The following is a 25,075-nucleotide window of genomic DNA, read 5'->3' as shown; positions in this document are numbered from 1 at the left end:
TGAAGCATGCGTAGCGGCGCGATTTATCGCACGGTTTTGAATGGTTTACTGCCCATAATAGGCATTCGCGCCGTGCTTCCTGAGAAAGTGTTTATCCAGTAAATCCTGCTGCATATTTTTAATCCCCGGCGTCAGTTGGCGCGAAAAAATCCCCATATAGGCAATCTCTTCCAGCACCACCGCATTATGTACCGCATTGTCCGCATCTTTGCCCCAGGCAAAGGGGCCATGGGCATTGACCAACACCGCCGGAATCGCCGTTGGGCTGATGCCGCGTGAACGGAAGGTTTCAATAATCACCTGCCCGGTGTTGTATTCGTATTCATTGACGATCTCCTGCTCGGTCATCAGCCGGGTACAGGGGACGGAACCGTAGAAGTAATCGGCGTGGGTGGTGCCCCATGCAGGTAAATCCTGTCCGGCCTGTGACCAGATGGTGGCATGGCGCGAATGGGTATGCACAATGCCGCCAATATCGGCGAACGCGCGATACAGCGCCAGATGGGTGGCAGTGTCCGATGACGGTTTTTTGCTACCCTCAACGATGCGGCCGCTCTCCAGCTCCAGCACCACGATATCCTCCACCGTCATGCCGTCATACTCGACGCCGGAGGGTTTGATCGCCACCAGGCCGCTGGCACGATCAATGGCACTGACGTTACCCCAGGTAAAGGTGACAAGGTGATGGCGCGGCAACGCGAGGTTGGCTTCCAGCACCTGTTGTTTCAAGGTTAATAAGCTCACAGTAATCCCCCTTCCTGCATTTTTTGTTCAATCCAGCGCCGTGCCTGCACGATCTCCGCCACCGGCTCCTCGGCTTTTTCGGTCCACATCTCAATCAGAAACGCCCCGCGATAGTTCAGCTGCTTCAGCGTGCGAAACACGCTGACAAAATCGACGCAACCCTGGCCGAACGGCACATCACGGAACTGTCCCGGCGAGCTGGCGGTGACCGGTTGCGTATCTTTCAGATGAATAGCGGCAATGCGATCAATGCCCAGCGTCAGCTCGGCGGTGACGTCATTGCCCCAGGCGCTGAGGTTGCCAACGTCGGGATAGACGGAGAACCATGGCGAAGCCTGTTGCTGCTCCCATACCTTCCATTTGCTGATGGCGTTGATAAATTCGGTGTCCATGATCTCCACCGCCAACATCACCTGGGCGGCAGCGGCACGCTCCACCGCGCGGGACAGTCCCGCCGCAAAACGGGCCACCGTGCCTTCGTCATGGGGCTCGTAGTAGACGTCATAGCCCGCCAGTTGGATGGTGCGGATGCCCACATCCTTTGCCAACTGAATCGCCCGGTCCATCAGGTCATCGGCGCGCTGACGCGTCTCAGTGTCATGGCTGCCGAACGGAAAGCGGCGATGCCCGGACAGGCACATCGACGGAATGGTGACGCCGGTTTCAATCATCGCGTTGACCAGCGACAGGCGTTGTTCTTTGCTCCAGTCCAGCCTGGCGAGTCGTTCGTCGGTTTCATCGACCGACATTTCGACAAAATCGAAGCCACAGGCTTTCGCCAGCGCCAGTCGCTCCGGCCAGGTGAGGTGGCCGGGCAGTGCTTTTTCATAGATTCCCAGTGGATGCTGGCGTTTCATGCGGTTCCCCAGATGTTGGCAATGGCCTGATGAAATTGGTGTGCGGTGGCAATGCCGGTGACACTGTCACTCAATGCGCGCCCGGCGATAAACGCCTTGACGTCGATATTGCGAAACTGCGGCAGTTCATCCGGGGTAATACCTCCGGTGATCGACAATGCAAACCCCATATCGGATAGCGCCTGCATCGCCGCCAGATCCTGTTGGCTCCACTGCTGGCCGCTGGCCTGGGCGTCTCGCCCCCGATGGTAAATAGCCTGCGTCAGACCGAGGCTGCGCCACTGACGCGCATCTTCCAGCGTCCAGTGACCAAACAATTCGATCTGAATATCGCCCTGATAACTGCGCGCCACATCCAGCGCGGTGGCGAAGGTCGCCAGCGGCGCGGCGCAGATCACCGTCATCCAGTTCGCCCCGGCGTCAAACGCCATCCGGGCTAACGTCGCTCCGGCATCGGCGACTTTAAAATCGGCCACCAGGGTTTTCGCCGGATGCTGCTGACGCAGGCGGCGCACCGCGTCAATCCCGGCGCTGAAACACAAAATGGTGCCTGCCTCGATAATATCGACCTCCTGATGCAGTTGCTGCGCGGTACTGAGCGCCGCATCGAGGTCGGTGTGGTCCAGCGCCAGTTGCAGTAAAGGAAGGCTCATGGATTCACTCCTTGTACAGCCACCAGCGCATTGACCAGTTGCTGATAACGTTGATATTTCTGCTGATAGCGGGCGTGCCGGGTGCTATCCGGCTGCCAGATGACGATGTCCGGGTTGAGCGCCTGCTGTGCCTGTTGCAGTGAGGCATAGGCAGCGGTGCCGGTGAGCGCGACCAGCGCCGCCCCCAGACAGCCGCTCTCGGCGATTTGCGGCACCTCGACCGGCAAACCGCTGGCATCGGCCAGCATCTGCATCCAGGGCGCAGAACGGGTGGGTCCACCGCTCAGACGCAGGGCGCTGGCCTGTGGGAAGCGCTGACGCATGCGGTTGAGATGAGTCAGGTGGGAGAACACCACGCCTTCGTAGATCGCCTGTACCAGGTGAGCACGGGTGTGCCCCGCCTGCATCCCAAAAAAACTGCCGTGTAGATCGGCTCCGGCGTTGCAGCCATACAGGAACGGCAGAAACAACAGCGAGCTGCTGGCGGCGGGTAGCCCGGCTACCCAGTCATTCAGTTGCTGATAATCGTCGATGCCCCACTGCTGACAGAACCATTCAAGATTGGCGGCGGAGGTCGGACTGGCGTCATGAATGATGAACTGGTCGTCGATGGCGTAGCGTCCATAGACAAACGGGTAATCGGCCTCCGCAATGATACGGTCGGTAATGCCGCTGGTGACTGACCAGGTGCCCATCACCGCATTCAACCGGGTATCGTCATGCAACCCGGCGCAGATGGCGGTGGACACCACATCAAACAGGCCACCGACTACCGGCGTACCTTCCCGTAAGCCACACAGCGCCGCTGCCTGGGCGGTGACATAACCGGCTACCTCAGTCGGACCAATGATCGGCGGCAAGGCCGGGACGATTTCGCTGATATCTAAGGTCTCAGCCAACGCGGCCGACCAGCCGCCGCTCTGCATGTCATACAGGTTGGATTCGGAGATATTGGTCTCCTCGCAGGCCAGTTCACCGGTCAGACAGAAACGCAGGTAATCATGCGCCATCAGCACGCTACCAATTGCAGCGTAACGCTGTGGCTCATGTTGTTTGATCCAGCGCAGCAACGACACCGGATGGCCGGTCCACAGCGTCTGCCGCGTCTGCGGATAGAGTTGCTGTGGCATGCCATCACGTTGCCACTGCTGCACCAACGTCAGGGCGCGTCGATCCGAGGAGAGGATGCCATTGCCCAGCGGCTGGCCCTGTTTATCCAGCAGGAATAGCCCCTTGCCCTGAGCAGATATTCCGACCCCCGCCACCTGTGCCGCCACCTGCCCGCTTTGTTGCAGTACCTCACGGATCACTGCGGCAGCCTGTTGCCACAGCTGCGCCATATCGCGCTCTGCCCAGCCCGGTTGCGGCACCCGCACCGGCAGGTTTTGCCGCGCCACCGCCAGCTCACGCCCCTTGGCATCATACAATCCGGCTTTGATAAAGGTGCCGCCGCAGTCCAGTCCTAACCAGCTGTTCATGCGGCCTCTCCCTTCACGGAGTCGCAACGCGACGGTAGCGTCAGCGCCAGCAACGAGGCAATCGCCAGCGAGATCGCCAGGCTGTAAACCCCGGCATCTTTGCTGTACTCGGCAATCAACACACCCACCATATATGGACCGCAGAAACCACCGAGATTACCCAGCGCATTGATCAGACCGCGCGCGCCACCGGCCACTTCGGCGTTAAACAGACGCGGCGGAATACTCCAGAACACGCCAGCCGCCGACTGGATAAACACCCCGCAACCCACCAGGGCGGCATACGACCACCAGATATGCGCCTGCAACAGCACTGACAGCGCCATACACAGAGCAAACCCGGCCAGCGGCAGTGCCACGAAGATCTTGCGGCGTCCGCTGGCATCGGAGAGCGCAGAGAACAGGAACATGCCAAAAATCGCCCCGACATACGGCAGAATCGCCAGCATCCCCACCTTTTCGGCGTTGCCGTTGGTCAGGCCTTTCAGGATGGTCGGCAGCCACAGGGTGTAGCCATAAATGCCGGTCTGGTAAAAGAAGTTCACCAGGATCAGACGCCACATAACTGGCTCACGCATCACCCGACTCAGCGAGGCTTTACGCGTGTTCTGGCCTTTGATCATCAGTTGTTCATCGTGCAGGGTCTTGATCAGATACTGCTTCTCGGCTGGCGAGATCCAGCGCGCTTCCTGTGGGCGGTTGCTGATGGTGAACAGCCACAGCGCCATAACAAACACCGACAGCACCCCTTCAACAAAGAACAACATGCGCCAGTCCCAGTGGGTGATGATCCAGCCTGACAGTGGTGCGGTGATAATCCCGGCGATCGGCACGAACATAATGACGATGGCATTGGCGCGGCCACGTTCTTTATCCGGGAACCAGTTGCCGATCATGGTCAGCACCACCGGCAACATGCCGCCTTCCGCGACACCGAGGGCAAAGCGCAGCGCCAGCAACTGATACTGGCTGGTGGCTAATCCGGTGAGGATCGAGATCACCGCCCATGCCAGCAGCGACCAACCAATAAAACGTTTGCCGTTGCCGTACACCGCCAGCTTGCCGCCCGGTACTTGCAGGAACAGATAACCAATAAAGAAGATGCCACCGGCTAACCCGGCCATGGAGGCGCTGATGCCCAGCTCTGCATCCATTCCGCCCGGCATGGCGAACGCAATGTTGACGCGATCCATATACGAGATGATGCAGGTGATCAAAATCGGCGGGATGATGCGCAGCCAGCGCAGTGCCGGTACGCCTTCACCGTTCAGTGTCGTCGATGTCAGACTCATGCTATTTCCTCCAACGCGGATGTCGGGATCTTCACCACCACTTTGCGGATCGCTGCGGGCTGATCCGGCGCGCAATTGGGTCGGTGAATATCCTGCGGGAAGAACACCGCAAAGGTGCCAGGCACCATGCGGATCAGGGTTTCATCCGGGGCGTGCTGATAAAAAACAATGTCGCGCTCGGCGTTATACGGCTGATGTACCGCCAGGTTGGCGGGTTGATTCGCCACGCCAATCACCTCCGCGCCCGACACCAGATATTGCACATCGATATGGTGGCGGTGCGCTTCGGGATAATTTTCCTGTGCCGCAGCGGTGTGCAAATCCAGCACCTGTACCTGCCAGCCGGTAGCGCTGTCGACATAGCGTCCGGCAGCGATATTTGCCAGGTCGTGGCTGGCGAGATACGCAATGGCACGGGCGATAGCCGGTGGGTAATGGCGTGCATCGGTGTTGGCGATATGTCCGGTAATCATGGGGTTATCCTCCGTTACAACGCCTGGATGCGTGTCCAGACACGTTCATCCACAGGGATGCCAAGACGCAGGTTTTCTGCCCGCAACACCGGGAAACGTTCACCCGGCAGGCGTACTGCCTGTTGGCTGTCGGCGCGTTCGGCACCGGTTATCGAGGCGCGAATGCGTTGCAGCTTGTGGTCGCGGGTAGCACCGTCAATCAGGCGATCGACATCGATCGCGATAAACACCTGCGAGATGCCAAATTCGTCGCCATTGTCTTCGGTCACCTCTGTCACCGACGCACCGTTCGACAGCAGCGTGGCGAGCATATCCAGCACTACCGACAGCGCAGAGCCTTTCCAGTAACCCATGGGTAAAATGCGACGATTGTTTTCGATGGTGGCAGGATCGCGGGTGTAGTTGCCATCGTTATCAAAACCGCCATCCACCGGCAGGGTTTTACCCGCCAGGCGGTTCACCTCCAGCATGCCGTAGGAAAACATCGACATTGACATATCCACCATGGTGATGGGTTCACCCGGCACCGCGACAATCAGCGGGTTGGTGCCAATGGCGCAGTTTTTCGCCCCCCACGGCGGCATCACTGCTATTGAATTGGTCCAACAGATGCCGACATATCCCTTCTCCGCCGCCTGCCAGCCATAGCTGCCACCGCGCATCCAGTGGTTAGCATTACGCAAGGCCACCAGGCCAATGCCGTGGTCCGTCGCCAGCTCAATGGCACGATCCATCATGCTGCGCGCGGTGATATTGCCGATGGCGCGTTGCGCATCCCACTGCTCGATAGCACCCAGCGACAACACCTTATTCGCCGTGGCTTCAGGCACGATATGCCCGGCGTCCAGTTGCTGAATAAAACGGGGAAAACGATTCACGCCGTGTGAATAGACGCCATTCAGGCTGGTTTCGGCAAACATGGCGGCACAGGCGGTGGCCTTGTCTTCTGGCACCTTGCGACTCAGCAAGACACGCAGGAATTCTTCATATAACTGCTGATAGCTGATTCTCATAACGGCTACTGTCTCCCCAGCATTACGCTTTATATTTCATATGTTGGAATGTCGTTCCAAATAAATCGTATGGCGAAAGCTAAGGCGAGTCAAAGAAATGAACAGGAAATTTATCTTTATAAATCAATCAAATAAAACTTTGATCGCTTTTTGTGATCGGCCGCAAATTGACCAGGATTCAGGCGTGGGGAAGCCGGGGCAGAGGTTCCTGCCCCGATACGGAACCGCGCGATAAATCGCGCCGTTACAACAAACGCACCCGATACAAGGATGTGGTGGCAGTGATATACAACTCGTTACCCTGCGGGCCGCCCAGCGTGCAGTTTGATACCCGTTCCGGTAGCGGGATTTTGCCGCGCGTTCGCCCGCTGCTGTCGAAGATGATCACCCCGTCCGCACAGCTGCAATAAATATCGCCGTTGCCCGCGACACAGAAGCCGTCAGGAAAACCCGGTGCGACCTCGGCAAAAAATTTCCCCGCCACCAGTTCGCGACCATCCACCTTGTAAACCCGCAATTGACGACGGCCCAGCGTGGGGAAATCCACCACCGACATATCGGCGACGTACAGCAGGCTTTCGTCGGGCGAAAATGCCAGCCCGTTGGGGCGCTGGAGATCGCTGGCGGCGATGTTGAGCTGTCCGCTAGCCGGATCGAAACAGTAGAGATAACAACCGATCACCTGGCTGTGCGCGTGATACCCCTCCTCATCGTTGATGATCCCGTACGGCGGATCGGTAAACCAGAGGGTGCCATCAGAACGCACCACCACATCATTCGGTGAGTTAAAGCGCTTACCCTCCACCTTATCGACCAGCAGGCTGACGCTGCCGTCATGTTCGGTACGGCTGATGCCGCGTCGACCATGTTCACAGCTCACTACCCGCCCCTCCTGGTCACGCGCGTTGCCATTGGCGAAGTTGGCGCTGGCGCGCCACAGGCTCAGCTCACCGTTGCGCTGCCAGCGGAACATTCGGTTGCCTTTCACATCACTAAACACCACCGCATCTTGCTGCGGCAGCCATACCGGGCCTTCGGCCCAGATGGCGGGTGAACAGAGTTTTTCCGGCTGCATCACTGTACGCCCCAGATGGTTTTGTAGTGCCCCTGATAGTTATTCGCCGGGTCATAGTTGTTCTGCGGGCCACCGTCGTTGGCAATGTTTTCTTTGGTGATCAGATGCGCCGGGGTGACGTAACCGGAGGAAGGTTGCCCGGCAAAAGCGCGGTTGAACTCATCCAGCAGTTGCCAACCGTGCAACTTGAGCGGCTCCGCCACCGTGGCAATCTGGCTGTCGCTGTTGCGGATGCGCTGGAACGCCGAAATGGAACCGTCACCGGCGGAAATGTTAAAGGGTGCATTGCTGCCGCCTTTACCCGCGGTTTTCAGCGCCGGAGCCATAAAGTCAAAATAGAGATCGTTGATCGACAGCGCGTACTGGAAATGATCGCCGTATTTCTGCAACAAGCTGAAGGTCATAGAAGGCATACGGTTGGCAGTATCCGCCAGTGGCGTATCAATAAACTCCACCACCTTGCAGCCGCTGCATTTCTCAATCTCCTGCTTCATGGTGTTGGCCTTGTCCAGCGCGATTTGGTACAGCGAATCGGTGAAGATCAACACCTGCGCCTTACCACCGGATTGCACCACGGCGTACTGCGCCGCCAGCCGTGCGACATCATTGGAATCGGAGGTGATATTGTCCGTCACGCCATACTTTGCAATCGGTCCCGGCTGCGGTTCGGCATGCCAGGCCATCAGCACGATTTTTTGTTCTTTGGCTTTCTTCAGCGGGATTTTTGCTACGTTCGGGTTCCAGCCACCAATCACGATGCCATCCGGGCGCTGGGCAATCGCCTGATTCAGCGCGGAGAGTTGATCTTTCACTGATCCACCACCATCGAGGGTTTCCAGCTTCCAACCCGCCACCTTCGCCGCTTCGCTCAGTCCCTGCTGTACCCCCTGCACGCCGCCATTTTTCATATCTGAGGCGATAAAGATGATTTTTTTGTTCGGTTGCAGTTTGGGGCCAGTGGTTGGCCCATCCCAGGTCGTAGAGCTGGCGGTGGCCTTCGCTACCGCAGCGGTCGCCTGATCCAGGTAGCTGTCAGCCTGGGCGGAAGCGGAGGCCACCAGCATGGCGGCCAAGGTGAGACTCAATGCCTGATTTTTCATAATGAATTCCCTGGTGTGATGGTTTTTTGTTTATGGTCAGGTGCAGAGGTGGGTGCGCTCTGGCTGCGCACCACGGCTTTTTGGTTCAGCATGCGACGACGCTGGGCGTAACCGGCAAGCGTAATCGACAGCAACAACGTGGCACCGTTGAACAACGGCTCAACCCAGAAATCGCCACCAAATTGCTGGATACCGGCGATACCGATGGCGAGGATGGCGATCCCCACCACCGTCCCCCAGACGTTAACCCGTCCCGGACGAATGGTGGTGCTGCCGAGGAAAGCCCCCACCAGCGCTGGCAACAAATAATCCATCCCGACGCTGGCCTGGCCCACGCCCTGCTCAGCCGCAATCAACACCCCGCTGAAACCGGTGAGGACGCTGGAGGCAATAAAGGTGCCGATGATGTATTTATTCACCGCGATGCCGTTGAGACGAGCCGCCGTTGGGTTCCCCCCCACCGCATACATACAGCGGCCCAGCGGGGTATGCTCAGTGATTAGCCACAGCACCAGCGCGACGATCAACACATAAAACGCGCCGATGGGAATGCCGAACAGCTCGGTATGGTGTAACGCGCTAAAAGCATCGGGTAGGTCACCGACAATTTGCCGACCGCCGGAGTGCCACAGCGCCACGGCGTACAGCACGGTGCCGGAGCCGAGCGTCGCAACAAAGCTGTCGATATCCGCCAGTGCCACCAGGATACCGTTCATCAAGCCATACAGTGCGGAGATCACCAGCACCGTCAATACCGCCATCTGCCACGAGAAGCCGTACTCCACCTGAAGGGTAATGGCGAGGATATGCCACAGCACGATGCCGAAACCGACGTTCAGATCGATCTTGCCGACGATCATCGGCAAGGTCGCGGCCAGCGCCAGCAGTGCAATTTTGGCTTTACTGGCGAGAATCGCCTGTAAGGTCAGCATGGTGGCAAAAGACGGTGACAGCAGTGAGAACAACAGGGTCAACAGCACGCATAACAGCAGCAGGCCGTAGCGGGTCATAATCTGCATCGACCAGGGGGCAAAGCCGTGCTGCGCAAGGCTGACCCGCTGCTCAAGCGCGGTGGATTTTACGGATGTTTTTGACATGATTTTTCTCCAGCCTTCCTTTTCAGACGGTGGTTAATGGGGCAGCGCTGCTGGCAGAGGCCAGCTCCAGCAAACCGGCAAAGGTCACCTGTTCATTTTTTAATTCACCCACCACCTGGCCCCGGTTAAACACCAGCGCGCGGTTGCAGATATGGGCGATCTCTTCGAGGTCATTGGAAATCACCAGCACCGCCACGCCCTCGCTCAACGCTTTATTCAGCAGGTGATAGATCTCTTCACGTGCGCCCACATCAACGCCTGCGGTGGGATCTTCAAGGATCAGTAGCGGCGCATTGAGGTGCATCCAACGTGCCATTACCACCTTCTGTTGATTGCCGCCCGATAAGGCACTGATATCGAGGTTGACGTCTTTGGGACGGACATCGAACAACTGGACTTTCCACCAGCTGGCACCGATTTCGGCACGACGTCCGTAGCGTGACAGCAGCCGGTGGCCGCTGGCGCAGGGATTCAGAAACAGGTTTTCGCGCACGCTCATCGACATCACCAGGCTTTCGCCGGTGCGGTCCCCCGCCACCAGCGACACACCGGCCGCCATCGCCTGATGCGGCGTCTGCGGGTGATAAGGCTGGTCACGAAAGTGCAGCGTTCCTGCGCTGGCCTGGCGCAGACCAAACAACAGGCGGCCAATCTCCTCTTGCCCGGCACCGCGTAATCCGGCCAGCGCCAGCATTTCGCCCGGTTGCAGGCTGAAGCTGACCGGCCCGACTTCATCAATGCAGAGCTGATCCAGCACCAGCACCGGTTTGCTCGCTGCCGGCAACGGCTGACGTTGATTGCCCTCCAGTGCCTCGCCAACAATCATCTCCACCAGATCGTGCAACTGATAATCGGCGGTATTGCCTTCTGCGACCCGCTTGCCATCACGCATCACGCAGATACGGTCGGCAATTTCAATCACCTCATCGAGGCGATGGGTGACGTAAATCATGCCGACTTTGCGACTTTTCAACCGGTTGATGACTTCAAACAGGTGGCGTACATCATTGGCCGGTAACGAGGCGGTAGGCTCATCCAGCACCAGTACCTCCGCGTTGACCGCCACCGCACGCGCAATGGCCAGCAGCGATTTCTCGGTCCGCGACAGTTCAAACACGCGGGCATCCGGGTCCAGCATGATGCCGACATCGATCAACGCCGCACGCGAACGCTCGCGTACCGCCCGCCAGTCAATTAAACCGAGACGACGGGTAAACCCCATCACCAGCGCCATATTTTCCGCCACCGTCATCCATTCGATCAGACCGAGATCCTGATGAATAAAGGCGATTGGCTGCCGGGTAGCGGTTTTCAGACTGGCAGCCGAGGCGATGCTGGTATCATGAAAGCGAATATCCCCTTCATCACGGCTATACACCCCGGCCAGCACTTTGATCAGGGTGGATTTTCCCGCACCGTTTTCGCCCAGCAAGGCAACCACCTCGCCGGGAAACACCTCAAGACTGACATCATTGACGGCGGGATTACCGCCAAAGCGTTTAGTGATATGGCTCAGAGTAAGAACCGGTGTTCCCGGACTATGCTGCATTACCGCCTCCTGCAAACTCCTGGTGAGCATCAACAGCGGCGACAGCATGAAAACACCGCTAAATTTCAACATGCGAAATACGATTCCAAAAAATACTATTCCTGGCGCGCGGGAAAAGCAAAGAAGTGACGAGGATATATTTACCTAATAAACAAATAGTTATAATTAATGTTGTGGATTTGTGATGCATCACTCACTTCCACAGCGGCTGGATTTTCACCAAAAGTCACACTAAACCTGGCGAAAGATTCCCAGGCTGAAGTGCATGGGTTAACATCGGGCGACTGCTCTTTTATCGGAGTGGGAAAACTAAGAGGAAGCGTGGATGGTGGTTAAAGTAGCGAAAGCGAAGGAAGAGAAGAGTGACAAGCCACTGGGGACACAGAGCTTGTTTCGTGGGCTGCAACTGATTGAATTATTGAGCAACTACCCAAACGGTTGCCCGCTGGCCCATCTTTCTGAGTTGTCCGGTATGAACAAAAGTACCGTGCATCGCCTGTTGCAGGGGTTGCACAGCAGCGGTTATGTCACTCAGGCCCCTTCGCCTGGCAGCTACCGTCTGACGACGAAGTTTATTTCTGTCGGACAGAAAGCGCTCTCCTCCCTCAACATCATCCATGTCGCCGCGCCGCATCTGGAGAAACTGAATCTGGAAGTGGGCGAAACGGTGAATTTCTCCAGCCGCGAAGATGACCATGTGATCCTGATTTACAAGCTGGAGCCGACCACCGGCATGATGCGCACCCGCGCCTATATCGGCCAGCATATGCCGTTGTATTGTTCGGCAATGGGTAAGATTTTTATGGCCTGGGGCAGCGAAGAGTATCCGGCGCACTACTGGCAAAGCCATCAGGACAGTATTCAGCAACTGACGAAAAACACCATCACCACGCTGCCAGAAATGATGGAAGAACTGAAAACCATCCGTCAGCAGCAGACAGCGATGGATCGTGAAGAGAATGAACTGGGTGTTTCCTGCATTGCCGCCCCGGTGTTCGATATTCAGCAGCGGGTGCCGTATGCGGTGTCGATATCGCTGCCCACCGCCAAGATGCAACAGATCGGGGTGAAAAAGCTGATGGGTCCGGTGGTCGCCACTGCGCGGGCGATTTCGGAGGAGCTGGGATACGTGGTGTCGCAACAGCCTGTTATGTAGCGGCGCGATTTATCGCGCGGATGTTAATCAAACGAGCGCGATAAATCGCGCCGCTACGTAAGATACCGTGTTACTGAGACAAAATCAGGGAAACCGGATGTCAGATGCAGCCCTCCAGCATTTCTTACCCGCCACGCAGGCATGGTTCCGTGCTGCCTTCGCTGCGCCAACACCTGTGCAGGATGAAGCCTGGCAAGCCATCGCCAGCGGCAAAAACTGTCTGGTGATTGCGCCAACCGGATCGGGCAAAACCCTCGCCGCCTTTTTGCATGCTATCGATGCGCTATTCCGTGAACGCAGCCAGACAGAGACTGTCGACCGCAGCCATAAAACTCGGATCCTGTATATCTCGCCGGTTAAAGCGTTGGCCGCCGATGTGCAACGCAACCTGCAACTACCGCTGGCGGGCGTGGCAGCACAGCGTCGTCAGCAGGGCGAAGCGGAGATCATCTTACAGGTAGGGATGCGTTCCGGTGATACCCGCAGCGCTGAACGGGCGCAGCTGCAACGTCGCCCGCCCGATATCCTGATCACCACGCCCGAATCCCTGTTTCTGCTACTGACCTCCAAAGCCCGCGAAACATTGCGCGGGGTCTCTACGGTGATCGTCGATGAAGTCCATGCGGTAGCAGGCAGCAAGCGCGGCTCGCATCTGGCGCTAAGTCTGGAACGACTCGATGCGTTACTGGCGCATCCGGCGCAGCGTATTGGGTTATCCGCGACTGTGCGTCCACCCGAGGCCGTGGCACGTTTTCTCGGTGGTGCGGGCGAAACTTTGGTGGTCAATCCTGCGGCGAAGCGTCCGTTGCAGCTGACTATCACCGTACCGGTGGCAGATATGACCGATATCCAGCAGCGCCCCGATACCCGGGATGCCACCCTCGCGGCCGGATCGATCTGGCCGCATATCGAAGCGGGCATCCTTGACGAAGTGCTACGCCATCGCGCCACACTGGTATTCACCAACTCGCGCGGTCTGGCCGAAAAACTCACCGCACGGCTGAATGAACGCTATGCCCGCCAACTGGGTGAACAGCCGACCGATCCGGAAGCCTCTTTTGGCTACGGTTCCTTTAGCGGCGGAACAGAAAAACGTGCGCAAGCGCCGGATAATCTTATCGCCCGCTCGCATCACGGTTCAGTCTCGAAAGAACAACGGCTGGAGATTGAGACCGCGCTGAAAGCGGGAGAGCTGCGTTGCGTGGTGGCGACTTCCAGCCTCGAATTAGGTATCGATATGGGCGATATCGACCTGGTGATTCAGGTGGGTGCGCCGCTGTCGGTTGCCAGCGCGCTGCAACGCGTCGGGCGGGCTGGGCATCAGGTAGGCGGCACGCCAAAAGGCATTTTCTGGCCACGCACCCGGCGTGATTTGCTGGATACCGCCGTAACGGTAGAGGCGATGCTGGCAGGCGAGTTGGATGCCATCGCCCCGCCCCATAACCCACTTGATGTTCTGGCCCAACATACCGTGGCCGCTGCGGCGATGGAGACATTGCAGGTTGACGACTGGTTTGCTCTGGTACGACGTGCCGACCCTTTCCGCGCGTTGCCACGCGCGGCTTTTGAAGCGGTGTTGGATATGCTAGCCGGGCGTTACCCGTCAGATGAATTCGCCAATCTGCGCCCGCGCATTATCTGGGATCGTCATAACCATACTCTGACTGGCCGCCCTGGCGCGCAACATCTGGCCGTCACCAGTGGCGGCACCATCCCCGATCGCGGCATGTTCAGCGTCATGTTGCCGGAAGGAGAGGAGCAATCCGGGGCACGACGCGTCGGTGAGCTGGATGAAGAGATGGTGTACGAATCACGGGTTAACGACATTATCACCCTCGGTGCCACTTCGTGGCGTATCCAGCAAATCACCCATGACCAGGTGGTGGTGGTGCCCGCACCGGGACGCTCGGCGCGTTTGCCATTCTGGCATGGCGAAGGTGTCGGACGCTCCGCCGCATTAGGTGAAGCCATTGGACGCTTCCTGCGTGAAGTGAATCAGGGAGCGTCGCTGGCTAATACGCTGGATGATCATGCCCGCCATAACATTCAGACGCTGATCAGCGAACAGCTTCAGGCCACCGGCGTGCTGCCCACCGATCGCACGCTGCTGATTGAACGTTGTCGGGATGAAACCGGCGACTGGCGCGTAATTCTGCATTCGCCTTATGGTCAGCGCGTGCATGCCCCCTGGGCGCTGGCAGTGGCGGAACGCATCGCACGGGTGATGGGCATCGATCCCGCCGTGGTGGCCAGTGATGACGGTATTGTCGCCCGCTTTCCCGACAGCGCAGGACGGGTGCCGGGTGCCGAGATATTCCTGTTCGAACCTGATGAGCTACAACGGACGGTGAGCCAGTCGGTCGGCCAGTCGGCGCTGTTCGCGGCCCGCTTTCGCGAATGCGCAGCCCGCGCCCTGCTGCTGCCTCGTCGTAATCCAGGCAAACGTTCACCCTTGTGGCAGCAACGGCTGCGCGCCGGGCAATTACTGGAAGTTGCCCGCCAGTTCGATGATTTTCCCATCCTGATCGAAACTGCTCGCGAATGTTTGCAGGATGTTTATGACCTGCCAGCCCTGCACCATCTGATGGCACGCCTGCAACAGGGAGAGATTCAACTGACGGAAGTGACGACCGAATCCCCCTCACCCTTTGCTGCGCCGTTGCTGTTCGGGTATGTGGCGGAGTTTATGTATGCCAGCGATGCGCCCCAGGCGGAGAAGCGCGCATCAATGCTGGCACTCGACAGTAAGCTGCTTAAGCGGCTGCTCGGCGAAGTGGATATGCGTGAGTTGCTGGATGCCGACATGGTAGCGCGCGTGGAACAAGAGTTGCAGCATCGGCCTGCCGAGTATCACGCCACCAGCATCGAAGCGCTGTCAGATTTGCTGCGCGAGTTGGGTCCGATGACCACCGATGAGCTGACACAGCGCTACAGCGGCGATGAGGCGTTAAGTGACGGGTTGCAGGCTTTGCAACAGGCACAGCGCATCTTTTGCGTCAGCATGGCCGGTGAAACGCGCTGGGCGATGGCAGAAGATGCCTCGCGTCTGCGTGATGCGCTAGGTTACCGCGTGCCGGATACGCTACCGCCTGCATTGCTTCAGCCAGTGGCGCGACCACTGTACGACCTGATTAACCGCTATACCCGCACCCATGCGCTATTTACCGCCGCCGACATCGCTCACCATTTCGGCCTGGGCATTGCAGTGGTTGCCGATGCGCTGGATGAGTTGCGTCAACAGGGTAAAGTTCTCAAAGGTGACTTCACCCCTTCTGATGATGATCAGCCACAATGGGTGGCGGAAAATGTGTTCCGCCGCCTGCGGCTGCGCTCACTGCGGGCTGCGCGTGAGGCGACCAAACCGGTTGATCCGGCGGTCTATGTGGCGCTACTGCTGGAACGTCAGGGGGTTGTGAGTGATGCCGCTGCGCGCCAGACCCAGGGCGCGTTTAGCGGTGTCAACGGCGTGGTGCGGGTGATCGAGCAGTTGGCAGGGATCGCCTTGCCTGCCGCGCTGTGGGAAGCGCAGATCCTGCCCGCTCGGGTACGCGATTATCAGCCTGCGATGCTGGACGAACTGCTCTCCAGTGGCGAAGTGGTGTGGCTCGGGCAACGTCCTCCGGGTGCCACCGAAGGGCTGGTGTCGTTGCATCTGAGCGAGTATGTCGCCGAGAGCTTACCGCCAGCGGATGAGGGCAAAACCGTCGCCCTGACACCGTTGCAGCAACAGATCCTGACGCTATTGCAGGATGGTAGCGGCTGGTTTGTGCGTCAACTGGTCCCGCGCCTCGCGGAAGACATCATCGATCCGGCGCTGATTTACGAAGCTATGTGGGATCTGGCCTGGCGTGGTTATCTCACCACTGACACCTGGGCGGCGTTACGCAATCTCACTTATCATGCCAGCACTCCGCGACCACGCACCAGCCGTCATCGCCGTGGACATGCCGGATATGCTGCGCCGGTTAACCGGCTTGCCAGTGGCCCCGGCCTCAATAGCATGGCGGGCCGCTGGTCGTTGCTGACGCGGCCCGCGATTGCCGACACCGAACGCGCCCTGGCGCTGACGGAAAATATGCTCGACCGTTTTGGGGTTATCAGCCGTGGCGCAGCCATCGCAGAACAGATACCCGGAGGCTTTCCGGCGTTGCAACCCCTGCTACGCGGCCTGGAAGATAGCGGACGCGTGCTGCGGGGGCGTTTTGTTGCGGGTATGGGGGCGGCCCAGTTTGCTGATCACAGCGTAATTGACCGTTTGCGTCAGCTTGCCAACAGTCCACCTGAGACGGGCAGTCCCGTTGCGCTTGCGGTGCTCGATCCTGCCAACCCCTTCGGCGTGCAACTGCCGTGGCCACTGAGCCTCACCGGGAATCGCCCCACCCGCCGCCAGGGCGCACTGGTGGTGATCGGCCAGGGTCGCGTGTTGTTATATCTGCCGCAAGGCGGTAAGGAGCTGATGACCTTTGCCGCCAATACAACAATCGATGAACAACATGCGGCGGTGCTGGCGCTGGGCGTGGCACTCAAACGCGAAAAACACCTTAGCTTTACCCTTGAGCGTGTTGACGATCAGTCCGCCGGGCAATCTCCGTTGCTCCCGGCGTTGAAAGAAGCCGGGTTTTCTCGCGTGCCACGGGGGTATAGCTGGTATGGGTCGTAGCGGCGCTAAATTGCGCCGCTACGCTTCGGTGCATTCTCAGTAACTCACCACCGTCACCCAGTTTGCATCCCCGCCAGCGGGTGCGCTGCCGACGCGTTTGAGCACCCCACTGCGCCGATTAATGGCGTAGCTGCCGGTGACGTTGCTTTTTTCTCCACTGGCAATCAACCAGCGTCCATCGGGTGAAATCGCAATTCCACGCGGCTGTTTTTCCACCGACCAGCTGCCGATTAAGGTCAATTTGCCATCCTGCTTGTTGACGCGATATCCCGTCACCGTGCTACTGGTGCGTTCGGTCACATACAAGAAACGACCATTCGGGGTGATACGGATATCCGCCGACCAGATACGTGGCGTGGGATCGTTGTAATCAGCCAGGCGCTCACGGCCATGTTGCAGATGATATTGCGTTGCCACTGCGTTGGGCCACTCGGCGATTTTTTTCAACGCGCCGTTGGGCTGGCGCTGAAATTGCGTAATGATGCCGCCCATCTCACCAACGTTGTACAGATAACGGTTATCCGGCGACATCACCGAATGGCGTGCGCCATTATCGGCCTCGGTCTCAACATAGCCATTACCAATCGGTGTCAGGCTACCGTCCTGAGTAAGATTGAGTTGCAGCACCCGATCGGTCCCCAGGTTGCCGACATAGACTGAGCGGCCGCTCGCATCGCTGATCACCGAATGCGCCGCATGGCCGGTTTTATATGCCGCCACCGGAGGTGCGACGACCTTGCCATCACCCGCCAGGCGATATACATGCACCACATCGCCATCATAGGAAGAACCCAGCAGGAAACGTCCCTGGCTGTCGGTACTGATGTAGGGATAACTGGCCGCAGCCGGCGTCTCGCTGGCCTGCAACAAATCGCCGCTTTGTGCATCAATCGTCCAGCTCATTAACCTTAAGGGCTGGCTGCGGATCGCGGCGTACAAGTGATGATGATCGGCGCTCAGTGCCATCGGCATCACTTTCCCCCCTGCGGAGGTTTGTCCGAGTAAGGTCAGCGCACCGGTTTTCTCATTCAGACTGTAATGGGCAATGTTGCCATCACTGGCTTCGGATACATAAACAAAGGTTTGTGCCAGCAATGGCGCGCTAAAAGTCAGCGCAGCAAGCAGCGACAGATGTAGGGCAATTTTCATTATTTTTCTCCGGGATTCAGGGCAGCCCCATACAGGCAGCTTCAACGCCTATAGATATAGGCGGCGTTAAGACACCGGGTAATGTGTGATTGCCTGACACGCTTTGGGCATTCTGACAAAGAGCACATAATTTCAATGGGTTATAGGGTATTGTCGAAAAAAGTTTAATCCAGGATTGTGCACTGGCTCACTGGTGACGGATGGCTTAACATCAGGGCATTGATGATGGAAACGGAGTCCGGCATGTCGAGTTTGCGCTTGTTAGTATCTCAATCGAACGATCCCTGGTTTAATCTTGCGGTAGAAGATTGTATTTTCCGCCAGATGCCCACCACCCAGCGCGTACTGTTTCTGTGGCAAAATGCTGAAACCATTGTGATTGGGCGCGCGCAAAATCCGTGGAAAGAGTGCAACACCCGCCGTATGGCGGAAGACCACATCAAGCTGGCACGCCGCAGCAGTGGCGGTGGTGCGGTGTTTCACGATCTGGGTAACTGCTGCTTTACCTTTATGGCGGGCAAGCCGGAATACGATAAAAGCGTCTCAACCGCGATTATTCTGCGCGCGCTGGCCAGCCTGGGTATCAGTGCCGAGGCCTCGGGTCGTAACGATATCGTGGTGAATGTGGCGGGTGAAGTGCGCAAGATTTCCGGCTCAGCGTATCGTGAAACGCCCGATCGCGGCTTCCATCACGGTACTTTCCTGATGAACGCCGATCTGTCACGGCTGGCGGATTATCTCAATCCTGACGTCAAAAAATTGCAGGCCAAAGGGATCACCTCCGTACGCTCACGTGTCGCGAATCTGGTCGAACTGGTGCCGGATATCAGCTATGCAAAAATTTGTGACGCGGTCACGAATGCCTGGTTCACTTTCTATCAGGATCAGTGCCAGCCTGAATTTATCTCCCCCGAAGCCTTGCCTGACCTGCCCGGTTTTGCCGAACAATTTGCCAGACAAAGCAGTTGGGAGTGGAATTTCGGCCAGGCACCGGATTTCTCCCATTTGCTTGATCAACGCTTTGGCTGGGGTGGCGTGGAAATCCATTTTGACATCGAACGTGGCAACATCAGCCGTTGCCAGATATTTACCGATAGCCTGAACCCGGCACCACTGGAAACGCTGGCAACACGTTTGAGCGGCGTAGCATACCGCCCGGAAGCCGTTGCAGCACAACTGGCACGTCTCGAGAGTGAATATCCACAACAGCAAGCCGAACTGGCACAACTGGGGCAATGGTTGATCGCCAGCCTGCGTTAAGCACATTGCACTCCATCACCATATGGTTATAATGAATCAACCAAATGGAGGTGCGCAATGAAACAATTCACACTCCCGGTCACCCCCGCAGCGTCGGAACGTTTGTGGCAGTTCGCCGGGTTAACCAGTGCCGATGGTGTGCTGTTGATGGGCCAGATTGATGCGGGTCTCGATGGCTCGGTCGCCAGCCGCATCGTGTCATGGGCGCGTATTACCCAGGCTGACCTGCGCCATATGACCGGCATTCCCGGCACCACCTTTACCCGTGGGCTTAAAAATCGTTTTACCTCGGAGCAAAGCGAGCGTCTGGTGCGTTTTATCCGGGTGATGGATCGCGCAGTGGAGTTGTTTGAAGGCGACAGGGAAAAAGCGCTGCAATGGCTGAACGAGCCAGCGCGTGCCCTTGGCAATCAAAAACCCGGTGATTTAGTCTCCTCCGAAACCGGCGCGTATGAAGTGCTGAAATTGATTACCCGCCTTGAGCACGGTGTCTATTCGTGAAGTTATATCGGATGACCAAAACCCGTTTTCTCAGCTCGGCCTGGAGCGGGTATGGTGCCAGGGAAGGTGGCGGGCGCTGGAACAGTATTGGTGTATCGATGGTTTACGCCTCTGAAACCGCCTCTCTCACCATGCTGGAAACCCTAATCCATCTGCAAAGCGCGAGCATTCTCGATTTCTTTACCCTGTTGAGCATTGAAGTCCCAGACGAGTTAATTCAATGGATTGATGCTGCGCAATTACCGCAGGATTGGGCGGCAGCGCAGGCACCCGCCGCGCTGCGTCAGTTCGGTGATTTTTGGATCGACAGTCAGGCGTCAGTCGCGTTACGCGTGCCCAGCGCGTTGTCACCGGTTGAATTTAATTACCTGCTCAACCCCGAGCATCCGCAATTTGCTACCTTCGTTAAAAACGCGGTGGAGATCCCCTTCCGTTTCGATGAACGCTTTGCGCAATAAATCGCGCCGCTACGTAAACCTCTCCCGGACAAAGTCGGTGAGCGCCTTCAACGCCGGTGGCACCAGGCGGTGGCCCGGATAATAAAGACATAGCTCGCCAAGATTAACCTGCCACTCCGGCATCAAGCGCACCAACCTGCCAGCCTGTATATCCGCTACGACATGACGCTGCGACAGACAGGCAATGCCCAATCCCCCGGTGACCGATTTCTGCGCCGAAGCCAGATCGTTCACAATCAACTGCGGCTCGACCTGCACCTTATAGCTATGTTGCTGATGGCTCAGTTCCCAGCGATAAATGCTGCCGTCCGCCATACGCATGCAGATGCAAGGATGATCGCTCAACGCCTGTGGCTGCTCAGGCGCACCACTGCGGGCAATATAGTCGGGAGACGCGACCAGGATCATCTGCAACGACGGCGTCAGCTTCACCGCGATCATATCTGCCGGAATATCATCCCCCAGACGGATACCCGCATCAAAGCCCGCCGCAACAATATCCACCTTCTCCTTCTGGCTGTGGATCTCCGCGCGGATACGAGGATAGCGCGCGAGAAATGGCAGCAGAATTTCGTCATACCACAGCGCACAACTTTCCGGCGGCGCATTGATACGCAACGTACCCGCCGGATCAGCAGGCTGGCTGGCAATTTCTTCCGATGCGCTGCGGATCATCTCCACCGCTGGGGCGATTTTCTGCGTAAAACGCCGTCCGGCCTCGGTTAACCCGACGCTGCGTGTGGTGCGATTGAACAGCCGTACCCCGAGACGCTTTTCGAGTGCCGCGACAGCATTGGTCACCGCCGAAGGCGAGATCTCCAGCTCACTGGCTGCGCCGCTAAAACTGCCACGCCGCGCCACTGCCAGCACAATTTCAAGTTCACTGATACCGGTTCGATTCATCGATTATTCCGTTAGACGCAATACCCTTTGCAGGCTAAGGCGGATTATAGCGCCAATGCTCGCGTGCTACCTTGCTCTGCACACCCGCCTAACAAGGAGAAACCCCTGATGCGCTCATTCGAACACATATACATCAATGGCCGCTTTGTCACTCCGACGGGCACCGAGTGGCTGGATATTATCAAACCTGCTGACGGTAGCGTTATCGGCAAAGCCCGGCTGGCCGATGAAACCGATGCGTTACACGCTATTGCTGCGGCCAAAGCGGCCTTTGCCGATTTTTCACGTTTTAACGTGACCGACCGCCTGGCGCTGCTGGCGAATATGGTCGAGGTACTGCGTCAAAGCGAAGACGAGTTACACGAGGCAGTTCGTGAAGAATACGGTGCGCCCGCTTCGCGTTCGCAATGGATGGCGCGCTATCCAGCGGATGTCGTGCAACAGGTGATGGCCGAGTTGCGCACCTACCCCTTTGTGCAGCAGGCAGGCCGTGCCACGGTGCAAATGCTGCCACTGGGCGTGGCGGGGTTGATTACACCGTGGAACAGCAACGCCGGATTTATCTGCCATAAACTGGCGACCGCCATTGCCGCCGGATGTACTACGGTGATTAAACCAAGCGAGTTCAGCATCTGGCAAACTGACGTAGTGACCCGAGCGCTGGATCGCGCCGGATTGCCGCCTGGGGTGTTCAATATCGTCACCGGACGCGGTGCCAGCGTGGGCCATGCCATCAGCACCAGTCCCGATGTAGCGAAAATTTCCTTTACCGGTTCGACCGAGACAGGTAAGGCCATTTTGCGCAGCGCTGCCGACAGCTTTAAACGTGTCACACTGGAACTGGGTGGAAAATCCCCCACCCTGATTTTATCTGATGCTGATGCCCGCCATGCCGCCGAGCTGGCGGTGCAGGCTGGCTTTATCAACAGCGGGCAAGCCTGTATTGCCGGTACCCGCATTCTGGTGCCGGAACATCGGAAAGCGGAGTTTGAACATGAACTGACCGCCGCCGTACAGCGCCAGCGTTCGGGGCATCCGACAGACGCAGAGACCACCATCGGCCCGATGATTAACCAGCGCCAGTGGGAACGCGTCCAGCGTTACATTGATCTTGGCGTGCAACAGGGTGCCCGTTTGCTGACCGGGGGTGTCGGGCGACCAGATGCTCTGCGTGACGGCTGGTATGTGAAACCCAGCTTATTCAGCGATGTCAGCAATGATATGACGATTGCATGCGATGAAATCTTTGGTCCGGTGCTGTGCATGCTGACTTATCGTGATGAGCAGGAAGCGATCGCCATTGCCAATGACACGCAGTATGGCCTGTCGGCGTTAGTGATCGGCGCGGATGAGACCCATGCTCGCGCAGTCGGGGAACAGATTCTGGCGGGGCGCGTGATGATCAATACCCTGACACATGAACCCCGCGCGCCCTTTGGTGGATTCCGTTGTTCGGGTATCGGACGCGAGATGGGACACGCCGGGATTACGGCGTTTCTGGAGTCACGGGCGCTGACCGTCGCCTCGTAACCGGATTTCGTCGCGGCGCGATTTATCGCGCCGCGACGAATGTACCCAATCAGGCTTTCGCCTCCTGCAACAGTTGCTGAATCACCTTCTCCTGTCCGGCGTAATCCCCTTCGCCAAACGCGGTGTAACGCAGTTGACCGTGCACATCGAAAATGTAATGTGCAGGCCAGTACATATTGCCAAAGCGATTCCAGATGGCGTAGTTGTTATCGGCCACCACCGGATACGGCAACCCCCACTGTTTGATAGCGCGAGCCACCGCCGCCGGATCACGTTCCCACGGATATTCAGGTGTGTGGACGCCAATGACCGCCAACCCCTCTGTCTGGTACTTCTTCGCCCAGCCACGCACATGCGGCAGCGTATGCTGGCAATTGATGCAGTCATAGGTCCAGAAATCAATCAACACCACTTTACCTTTCAGGTCGGCACGATTGAGCGCCGCACTGTTGAACCAGGAGGTTCCCCCTTCCAGTCCGGGGAAGCCGCTCTGTGTCTGCTCGACCACCGGCACCGGGGTGATTTTGGGGGCGCTGGTGGGAAGGAAGTGGCTCAAGCGCTGTTCAAGATTTTGCGCCAGCTGCGGCCCGGCCTGTAAAACGCCCTGTCTGCCGCTGGCCAGTAACGCTACCGAAGCCAGCATTAACACACCCGCCCCCTGACGTAAACGTGTCGTTACCGCCACCCCCGGACGCAGACGGGCCAACAATCCCCGCCCGGCAAACCACAGCAGCGCCAGCATCAGTGCACAACCGCTGCCATAGGCAATCAGCAGCGAGCCAACGGAGAGTGGATCTTTGGCGGTGATCGCCAGGCTGAGAATCGCCCCCAGCACCGGCCCGGCGCAGGGCGACCACAACATGCCAATCGCCAACCCCGCCAGCAGAGCGGCGGCGAGGCCGCTACGTCGGTTGCTGGCGTCATTGATACGGTTCCCCAACTGCGTCAAGGGTGCGGTGATGACCTGTGCCACCCGCGTCGAAAGCAGCGTGATGGCCGTCAGTGCCAGGAACAACAGCGCCAGCCAGCGCCCCGCTTGCGTCACCTGCACCACCCAGCTACTGGCGACCGAAATCAGCAAAGACACGGCGGTGAAGACCAACACCATTCCCACCAGCAGGGCAGCCATCTGCCCTTTTTTGCCACGCACGCTGGCAAACACCAACGGGATCACCGGCAAGGTACAGGGACTCAGCAACGTCAACATCCCGGCGAAAAACGCAATAATGAATGACATAGGTTTTCTCCCCTGTGGGTTATTGGGCGTTACTGCCATCGACCGCCTGGGTGATGATCTGCGCGACGCTGGTGGGATGGCTCAACATTGAGGTGTGACTGGCGGCAACGCTGCGGGTGTGGGCGTGAATGTGCTGTGCCATCGCCCGTTCCAGATCCGGGTTAATCATGCGATCCTGGCTACTGACCAGATACCAACTCGGTTTTTGCGTCCAGGCCGCCTGGCTGACTTTGTCACCAAAGGCCGCTGCGCGGATCGGACCCTGTGTCACCGTCAGGGTTTTCTGCCGGGCTGCCGGGCTATCTTCAGCGAAGTCCTTCGCCACCGCCGCAGCAGGTAGATAGAGGAAACCGTCCGGCGTTTTGGCGATATCCGCGCTACCCGCCGGAGCTGGATAACTCCCCGCCAGCTCACCGGTGGATTGCCCTGCGTTGGGAGCAAAGGCTGCGATATACACCAAACCTTTGACGCGTGCATCGTTGCCAGCTTCGGTGATCACCGTACCGCCCCACGAGTGCCCCACCAGCACCACATCGCCCGAAGCACGAGCGATGGCGCGCTGGGTGGCGGCCACATCATCCTGTAACGAGGTCAGCGGCAGCTGAACGGAAATCACTTTGAGATGGTGAGATTGCAGTTGCGGGATCACCCGGTTCCAGCTGCTGCCATCGGCAAACGCGCCGTGCACCAGCACCACGGTGTTGACCGGTGCAGCAAGCGCAGCAAATGAAGCGGACAGGGTAACGGCGGCGAGTGTACTTAACAGAAACTTTTTCATCAGAAACCTCGTGAACATGATTGAGTGAAATTAGCCACTGCGTCATCTGGCAGTGCGTTTATTTAACCCGCCAGATGTGTTCACGCTGTTTCCGCCGTCCCCGCTTTTTGTC

General features: G+C 58.0%; 21 protein-coding genes. 6 read left to right on the top strand and 15 right to left on the bottom strand.

All coding sequences use genetic code 11. The features are described 5' to 3' along the window. Positions 1–45: 45 nt before the first annotated feature. The 11 genes from araD to AC6I8W_RS10340 form a co-directional block, all read right to left on the bottom strand. Positions 46–744 carry an L-ribulose-5-phosphate 4-epimerase gene (gene araD, locus AC6I8W_RS10390; RefSeq protein WP_497838072.1) on the bottom strand — a complete coding sequence of 233 codons (699 nt, stop codon included), beginning with the start codon at positions 742–744 and terminating at the stop codon, positions 46–48. After that, positions 741–1,601 carry an L-ribulose-5-phosphate 3-epimerase gene (locus AC6I8W_RS10385; RefSeq protein ID WP_497838071.1) on the bottom strand — a complete coding sequence of 287 codons (861 nt, stop codon included), beginning with the start codon at positions 1,599–1,601 and terminating at the stop codon, positions 741–743. The genes araD and AC6I8W_RS10385 overlap by 4 nt, the downstream gene beginning before the upstream one ends. After that, entirely contained in the window at positions 1,598–2,254 is a 657-nt protein-coding gene (gene ulaD, locus AC6I8W_RS10380) for a 3-keto-L-gulonate-6-phosphate decarboxylase UlaD (protein WP_497838070.1), read from the bottom strand. Before ulaD ends, AC6I8W_RS10385 begins: the two co-directional genes overlap by 4 nt. Further along, positions 2,251–3,732 carry an FGGY-family carbohydrate kinase gene (locus AC6I8W_RS10375; protein ID WP_497838069.1) on the bottom strand — a complete coding sequence of 494 codons (1,482 nt, stop codon included), beginning with the start codon at positions 3,730–3,732 and terminating at the stop codon, positions 2,251–2,253. The genes ulaD and AC6I8W_RS10375 overlap by 4 nt, the downstream gene beginning before the upstream one ends. Beyond that, positions 3,729–5,024 carry an MFS transporter gene (locus tag AC6I8W_RS10370; RefSeq protein ID WP_497838068.1) on the bottom strand — a complete coding sequence of 432 codons (1,296 nt, stop codon included), beginning with the start codon at positions 5,022–5,024 and terminating at the stop codon, positions 3,729–3,731. The genes AC6I8W_RS10375 and AC6I8W_RS10370 overlap by 4 nt, the downstream gene beginning before the upstream one ends. Further along, on the bottom strand, positions 5,021–5,497 hold the full coding sequence (locus AC6I8W_RS10365) for a NanQ anomerase/TabA/YiaL family protein (protein WP_497838067.1): 477 nt from the start codon (positions 5,495–5,497) through the stop codon (positions 5,021–5,023). The genes AC6I8W_RS10370 and AC6I8W_RS10365 overlap by 4 nt, the downstream gene beginning before the upstream one ends. Before the next feature lie 14 nt (positions 5,498–5,511). Then, positions 5,512–6,510 carry a 3-dehydro-L-gulonate 2-dehydrogenase gene (gene yiaK / locus AC6I8W_RS10360; protein WP_480371346.1) on the bottom strand — a complete coding sequence of 333 codons (999 nt, stop codon included), beginning with the start codon at positions 6,508–6,510 and terminating at the stop codon, positions 5,512–5,514. A 244-nt stretch (positions 6,511–6,754) separates the two neighbouring features. Further along, on the bottom strand, positions 6,755–7,585 hold the full coding sequence (locus AC6I8W_RS10355) for an SMP-30/gluconolactonase/LRE family protein (RefSeq protein ID WP_497838162.1): 831 nt from the start codon (positions 7,583–7,585) through the stop codon (positions 6,755–6,757). Beyond that, positions 7,585–8,685 (bottom strand): ABC transporter substrate-binding protein, encoded by a 1,101-nt coding sequence (locus AC6I8W_RS10350; protein WP_497838066.1) that lies wholly within the window; start codon positions 8,683–8,685, stop codon positions 7,585–7,587. The genes AC6I8W_RS10355 and AC6I8W_RS10350 overlap by 1 nt, the downstream gene beginning before the upstream one ends. Next, positions 8,682–9,782: an ABC transporter permease gene (locus AC6I8W_RS10345; RefSeq protein WP_497838065.1), complete on the bottom strand. Its 1,101-nt coding sequence runs from the start codon at positions 9,780–9,782 to the stop codon at positions 8,682–8,684. Before AC6I8W_RS10345 ends, AC6I8W_RS10350 begins: the two co-directional genes overlap by 4 nt. A gap of 22 nt (positions 9,783–9,804) precedes the next feature. Further along, a complete protein-coding gene (locus AC6I8W_RS10340; RefSeq protein WP_497838064.1) occupies positions 9,805–11,331 on the bottom strand; it encodes a sugar ABC transporter ATP-binding protein in 1,527 nt (508 codons plus the stop codon). 325 nt (positions 11,332–11,656) lie between these two features. Between AC6I8W_RS10340 and AC6I8W_RS10335 the strand changes: the two genes are divergently transcribed. Both AC6I8W_RS10335 and AC6I8W_RS10330 read left to right on the top strand, forming a co-directional pair. Beyond that, on the top strand, positions 11,657–12,487 hold the full coding sequence (locus AC6I8W_RS10335; protein ID WP_497838063.1) for an IclR family transcriptional regulator: 831 nt from the start codon (positions 11,657–11,659) through the stop codon (positions 12,485–12,487). A gap of 97 nt (positions 12,488–12,584) precedes the next feature. Beyond that, complete coding sequence (locus AC6I8W_RS10330; RefSeq protein WP_497838062.1) at positions 12,585–17,147, top strand: ATP-dependent helicase; 4,563 nt, start codon at positions 12,585–12,587, stop codon at positions 17,145–17,147. 36 nt (positions 17,148–17,183) lie between these two features. Here AC6I8W_RS10330 and AC6I8W_RS10325 read toward each other — a convergent pair whose 3' ends face one another. After that, a complete protein-coding gene (locus AC6I8W_RS10325) occupies positions 17,184–18,296 on the bottom strand; it encodes a lactonase family protein (RefSeq protein ID WP_497838061.1) in 1,113 nt (370 codons plus the stop codon). A gap of 243 nt (positions 18,297–18,539) precedes the next feature. On the opposite strand from AC6I8W_RS10325, the gene lplA reads away from it, so the two are divergent. The 3 genes from lplA to AC6I8W_RS10310 are packed head-to-tail and all read left to right on the top strand — an operon-like array spanning position 18,540 to position 20,515. Further along, a complete protein-coding gene (lplA, locus tag AC6I8W_RS10320; protein WP_497838060.1) occupies positions 18,540–19,556 on the top strand; it encodes a lipoate--protein ligase in 1,017 nt (338 codons plus the stop codon). 57 nt (positions 19,557–19,613) lie between these two features. After that, positions 19,614–20,057 carry an Xre family toxin-antitoxin system antitoxin gene (locus AC6I8W_RS10315; RefSeq protein WP_497838059.1) on the top strand — a complete coding sequence of 148 codons (444 nt, stop codon included), beginning with the start codon at positions 19,614–19,616 and terminating at the stop codon, positions 20,055–20,057. Further along, the gene (locus tag AC6I8W_RS10310; protein WP_497838058.1) at positions 20,054–20,515 is read left to right on the top strand and encodes an RES family NAD+ phosphorylase; all 462 of its coding nucleotides are present in this window, start codon (positions 20,054–20,056) and stop codon (positions 20,513–20,515) included. Before AC6I8W_RS10315 ends, AC6I8W_RS10310 begins: the two co-directional genes overlap by 4 nt. Before the next feature lie 9 nt (positions 20,516–20,524). Here AC6I8W_RS10310 and AC6I8W_RS10305 read toward each other — a convergent pair whose 3' ends face one another. Then, entirely contained in the window at positions 20,525–21,418 is an 894-nt protein-coding gene (locus tag AC6I8W_RS10305) for a LysR family transcriptional regulator (RefSeq protein WP_497838057.1), read from the bottom strand. 108 nt (positions 21,419–21,526) lie between these two features. Here AC6I8W_RS10305 and AC6I8W_RS10300 point away from each other — a divergent pair, with 108 nt between their 5' ends. Beyond that, a complete protein-coding gene (locus AC6I8W_RS10300) occupies positions 21,527–22,948 on the top strand; it encodes an aldehyde dehydrogenase family protein (RefSeq protein WP_497838056.1) in 1,422 nt (473 codons plus the stop codon). Positions 22,949–22,997: 49 nt separating this feature from the next. On the opposite strand, the gene AC6I8W_RS10295 is transcribed toward AC6I8W_RS10300, so the two are convergent. Together AC6I8W_RS10295 and AC6I8W_RS10290 are read right to left on the bottom strand one after the other, a co-directional pair. After that, complete coding sequence (locus AC6I8W_RS10295; protein WP_497838055.1) at positions 22,998–24,185, bottom strand: cytochrome c biogenesis protein/redoxin; 1,188 nt, start codon at positions 24,183–24,185, stop codon at positions 22,998–23,000. Positions 24,186–24,204: 19 nt separating this feature from the next. After that, positions 24,205–24,963, bottom strand: a complete 759-nt coding sequence (locus AC6I8W_RS10290) for an alpha/beta fold hydrolase (protein WP_497838054.1) — start codon at positions 24,961–24,963, stop codon at positions 24,205–24,207. Between the last annotated feature and the right edge of the window lie 112 nt (positions 24,964–25,075).

This window comes from Pantoea sp. X-Soil-TKNS-1211 (assembly GCF_059730495.1).
The sequence above is the reverse complement of the archived record's forward strand: the minus strand, read 5'-3'. Positions and strand labels throughout refer to the sequence as shown.

What these genes read in the sequence shown, in the direction of transcription:
- AC6I8W_RS10350 (WP_497838066.1), bottom strand. Translation starts at nt 8,685, where the DNA reads ATGAAAAATCAGGCATTGAGTCTCACCTTGGCCGCCATGCTGGTGGCC.
- AC6I8W_RS10305 (WP_497838057.1), bottom strand. Translation starts at nt 21,418, where the DNA reads ATGAATCGAACCGGTATCAGTGAACTTGAAATTGTGCTGGCAGTGGCG.
- AC6I8W_RS10370 (WP_497838068.1), bottom strand. Translation starts at nt 5,024, where the DNA reads ATGAGTCTGACATCGACGACACTGAACGGTGAAGGCGTACCGGCACTG.
- AC6I8W_RS10335 (WP_497838063.1), top strand. Translation starts at nt 11,657, where the DNA reads ATGGTGGTTAAAGTAGCGAAAGCGAAGGAAGAGAAGAGTGACAAGCCA.
- lplA (WP_497838060.1), top strand. Translation starts at nt 18,540, where the DNA reads ATGTCGAGTTTGCGCTTGTTAGTATCTCAATCGAACGATCCCTGGTTT.
- AC6I8W_RS10375 (WP_497838069.1), bottom strand. Translation starts at nt 3,732, where the DNA reads ATGAACAGCTGGTTAGGACTGGACTGCGGCGGCACCTTTATCAAAGCC.
- yiaK (WP_480371346.1), bottom strand. Translation starts at nt 6,510, where the DNA reads ATGAGAATCAGCTATCAGCAGTTATATGAAGAATTCCTGCGTGTCTTG.
- AC6I8W_RS10315 (WP_497838059.1), top strand. Translation starts at nt 19,614, where the DNA reads ATGAAACAATTCACACTCCCGGTCACCCCCGCAGCGTCGGAACGTTTG.
- AC6I8W_RS10325 (WP_497838061.1), bottom strand. Translation starts at nt 18,296, where the DNA reads ATGAAAATTGCCCTACATCTGTCGCTGCTTGCTGCGCTGACTTTTAGC.
- AC6I8W_RS10355 (WP_497838162.1), bottom strand. Translation starts at nt 7,585, where the DNA reads ATGCAGCCGGAAAAACTCTGTTCACCCGCCATCTGGGCCGAAGGCCCG.
- AC6I8W_RS10290 (WP_497838054.1), bottom strand. Translation starts at nt 24,963, where the DNA reads ATGAAAAAGTTTCTGTTAAGTACACTCGCCGCCGTTACCCTGTCCGCT.
- ulaD (WP_497838070.1), bottom strand. Translation starts at nt 2,254, where the DNA reads ATGAGCCTTCCTTTACTGCAACTGGCGCTGGACCACACCGACCTCGAT.
- AC6I8W_RS10340 (WP_497838064.1), bottom strand. Translation starts at nt 11,331, where the DNA reads ATGCAGCATAGTCCGGGAACACCGGTTCTTACTCTGAGCCATATCACT.
- AC6I8W_RS10345 (WP_497838065.1), bottom strand. Translation starts at nt 9,782, where the DNA reads ATGTCAAAAACATCCGTAAAATCCACCGCGCTTGAGCAGCGGGTCAGC.
- AC6I8W_RS10300 (WP_497838056.1), top strand. Translation starts at nt 21,527, where the DNA reads ATGCGCTCATTCGAACACATATACATCAATGGCCGCTTTGTCACTCCG.
- AC6I8W_RS10330 (WP_497838062.1), top strand. Translation starts at nt 12,585, where the DNA reads ATGTCAGATGCAGCCCTCCAGCATTTCTTACCCGCCACGCAGGCATGG.
- AC6I8W_RS10295 (WP_497838055.1), bottom strand. Translation starts at nt 24,185, where the DNA reads ATGTCATTCATTATTGCGTTTTTCGCCGGGATGTTGACGTTGCTGAGT.
- AC6I8W_RS10365 (WP_497838067.1), bottom strand. Translation starts at nt 5,497, where the DNA reads ATGATTACCGGACATATCGCCAACACCGATGCACGCCATTACCCACCG.
- AC6I8W_RS10385 (WP_497838071.1), bottom strand. Translation starts at nt 1,601, where the DNA reads ATGAAACGCCAGCATCCACTGGGAATCTATGAAAAAGCACTGCCCGGC.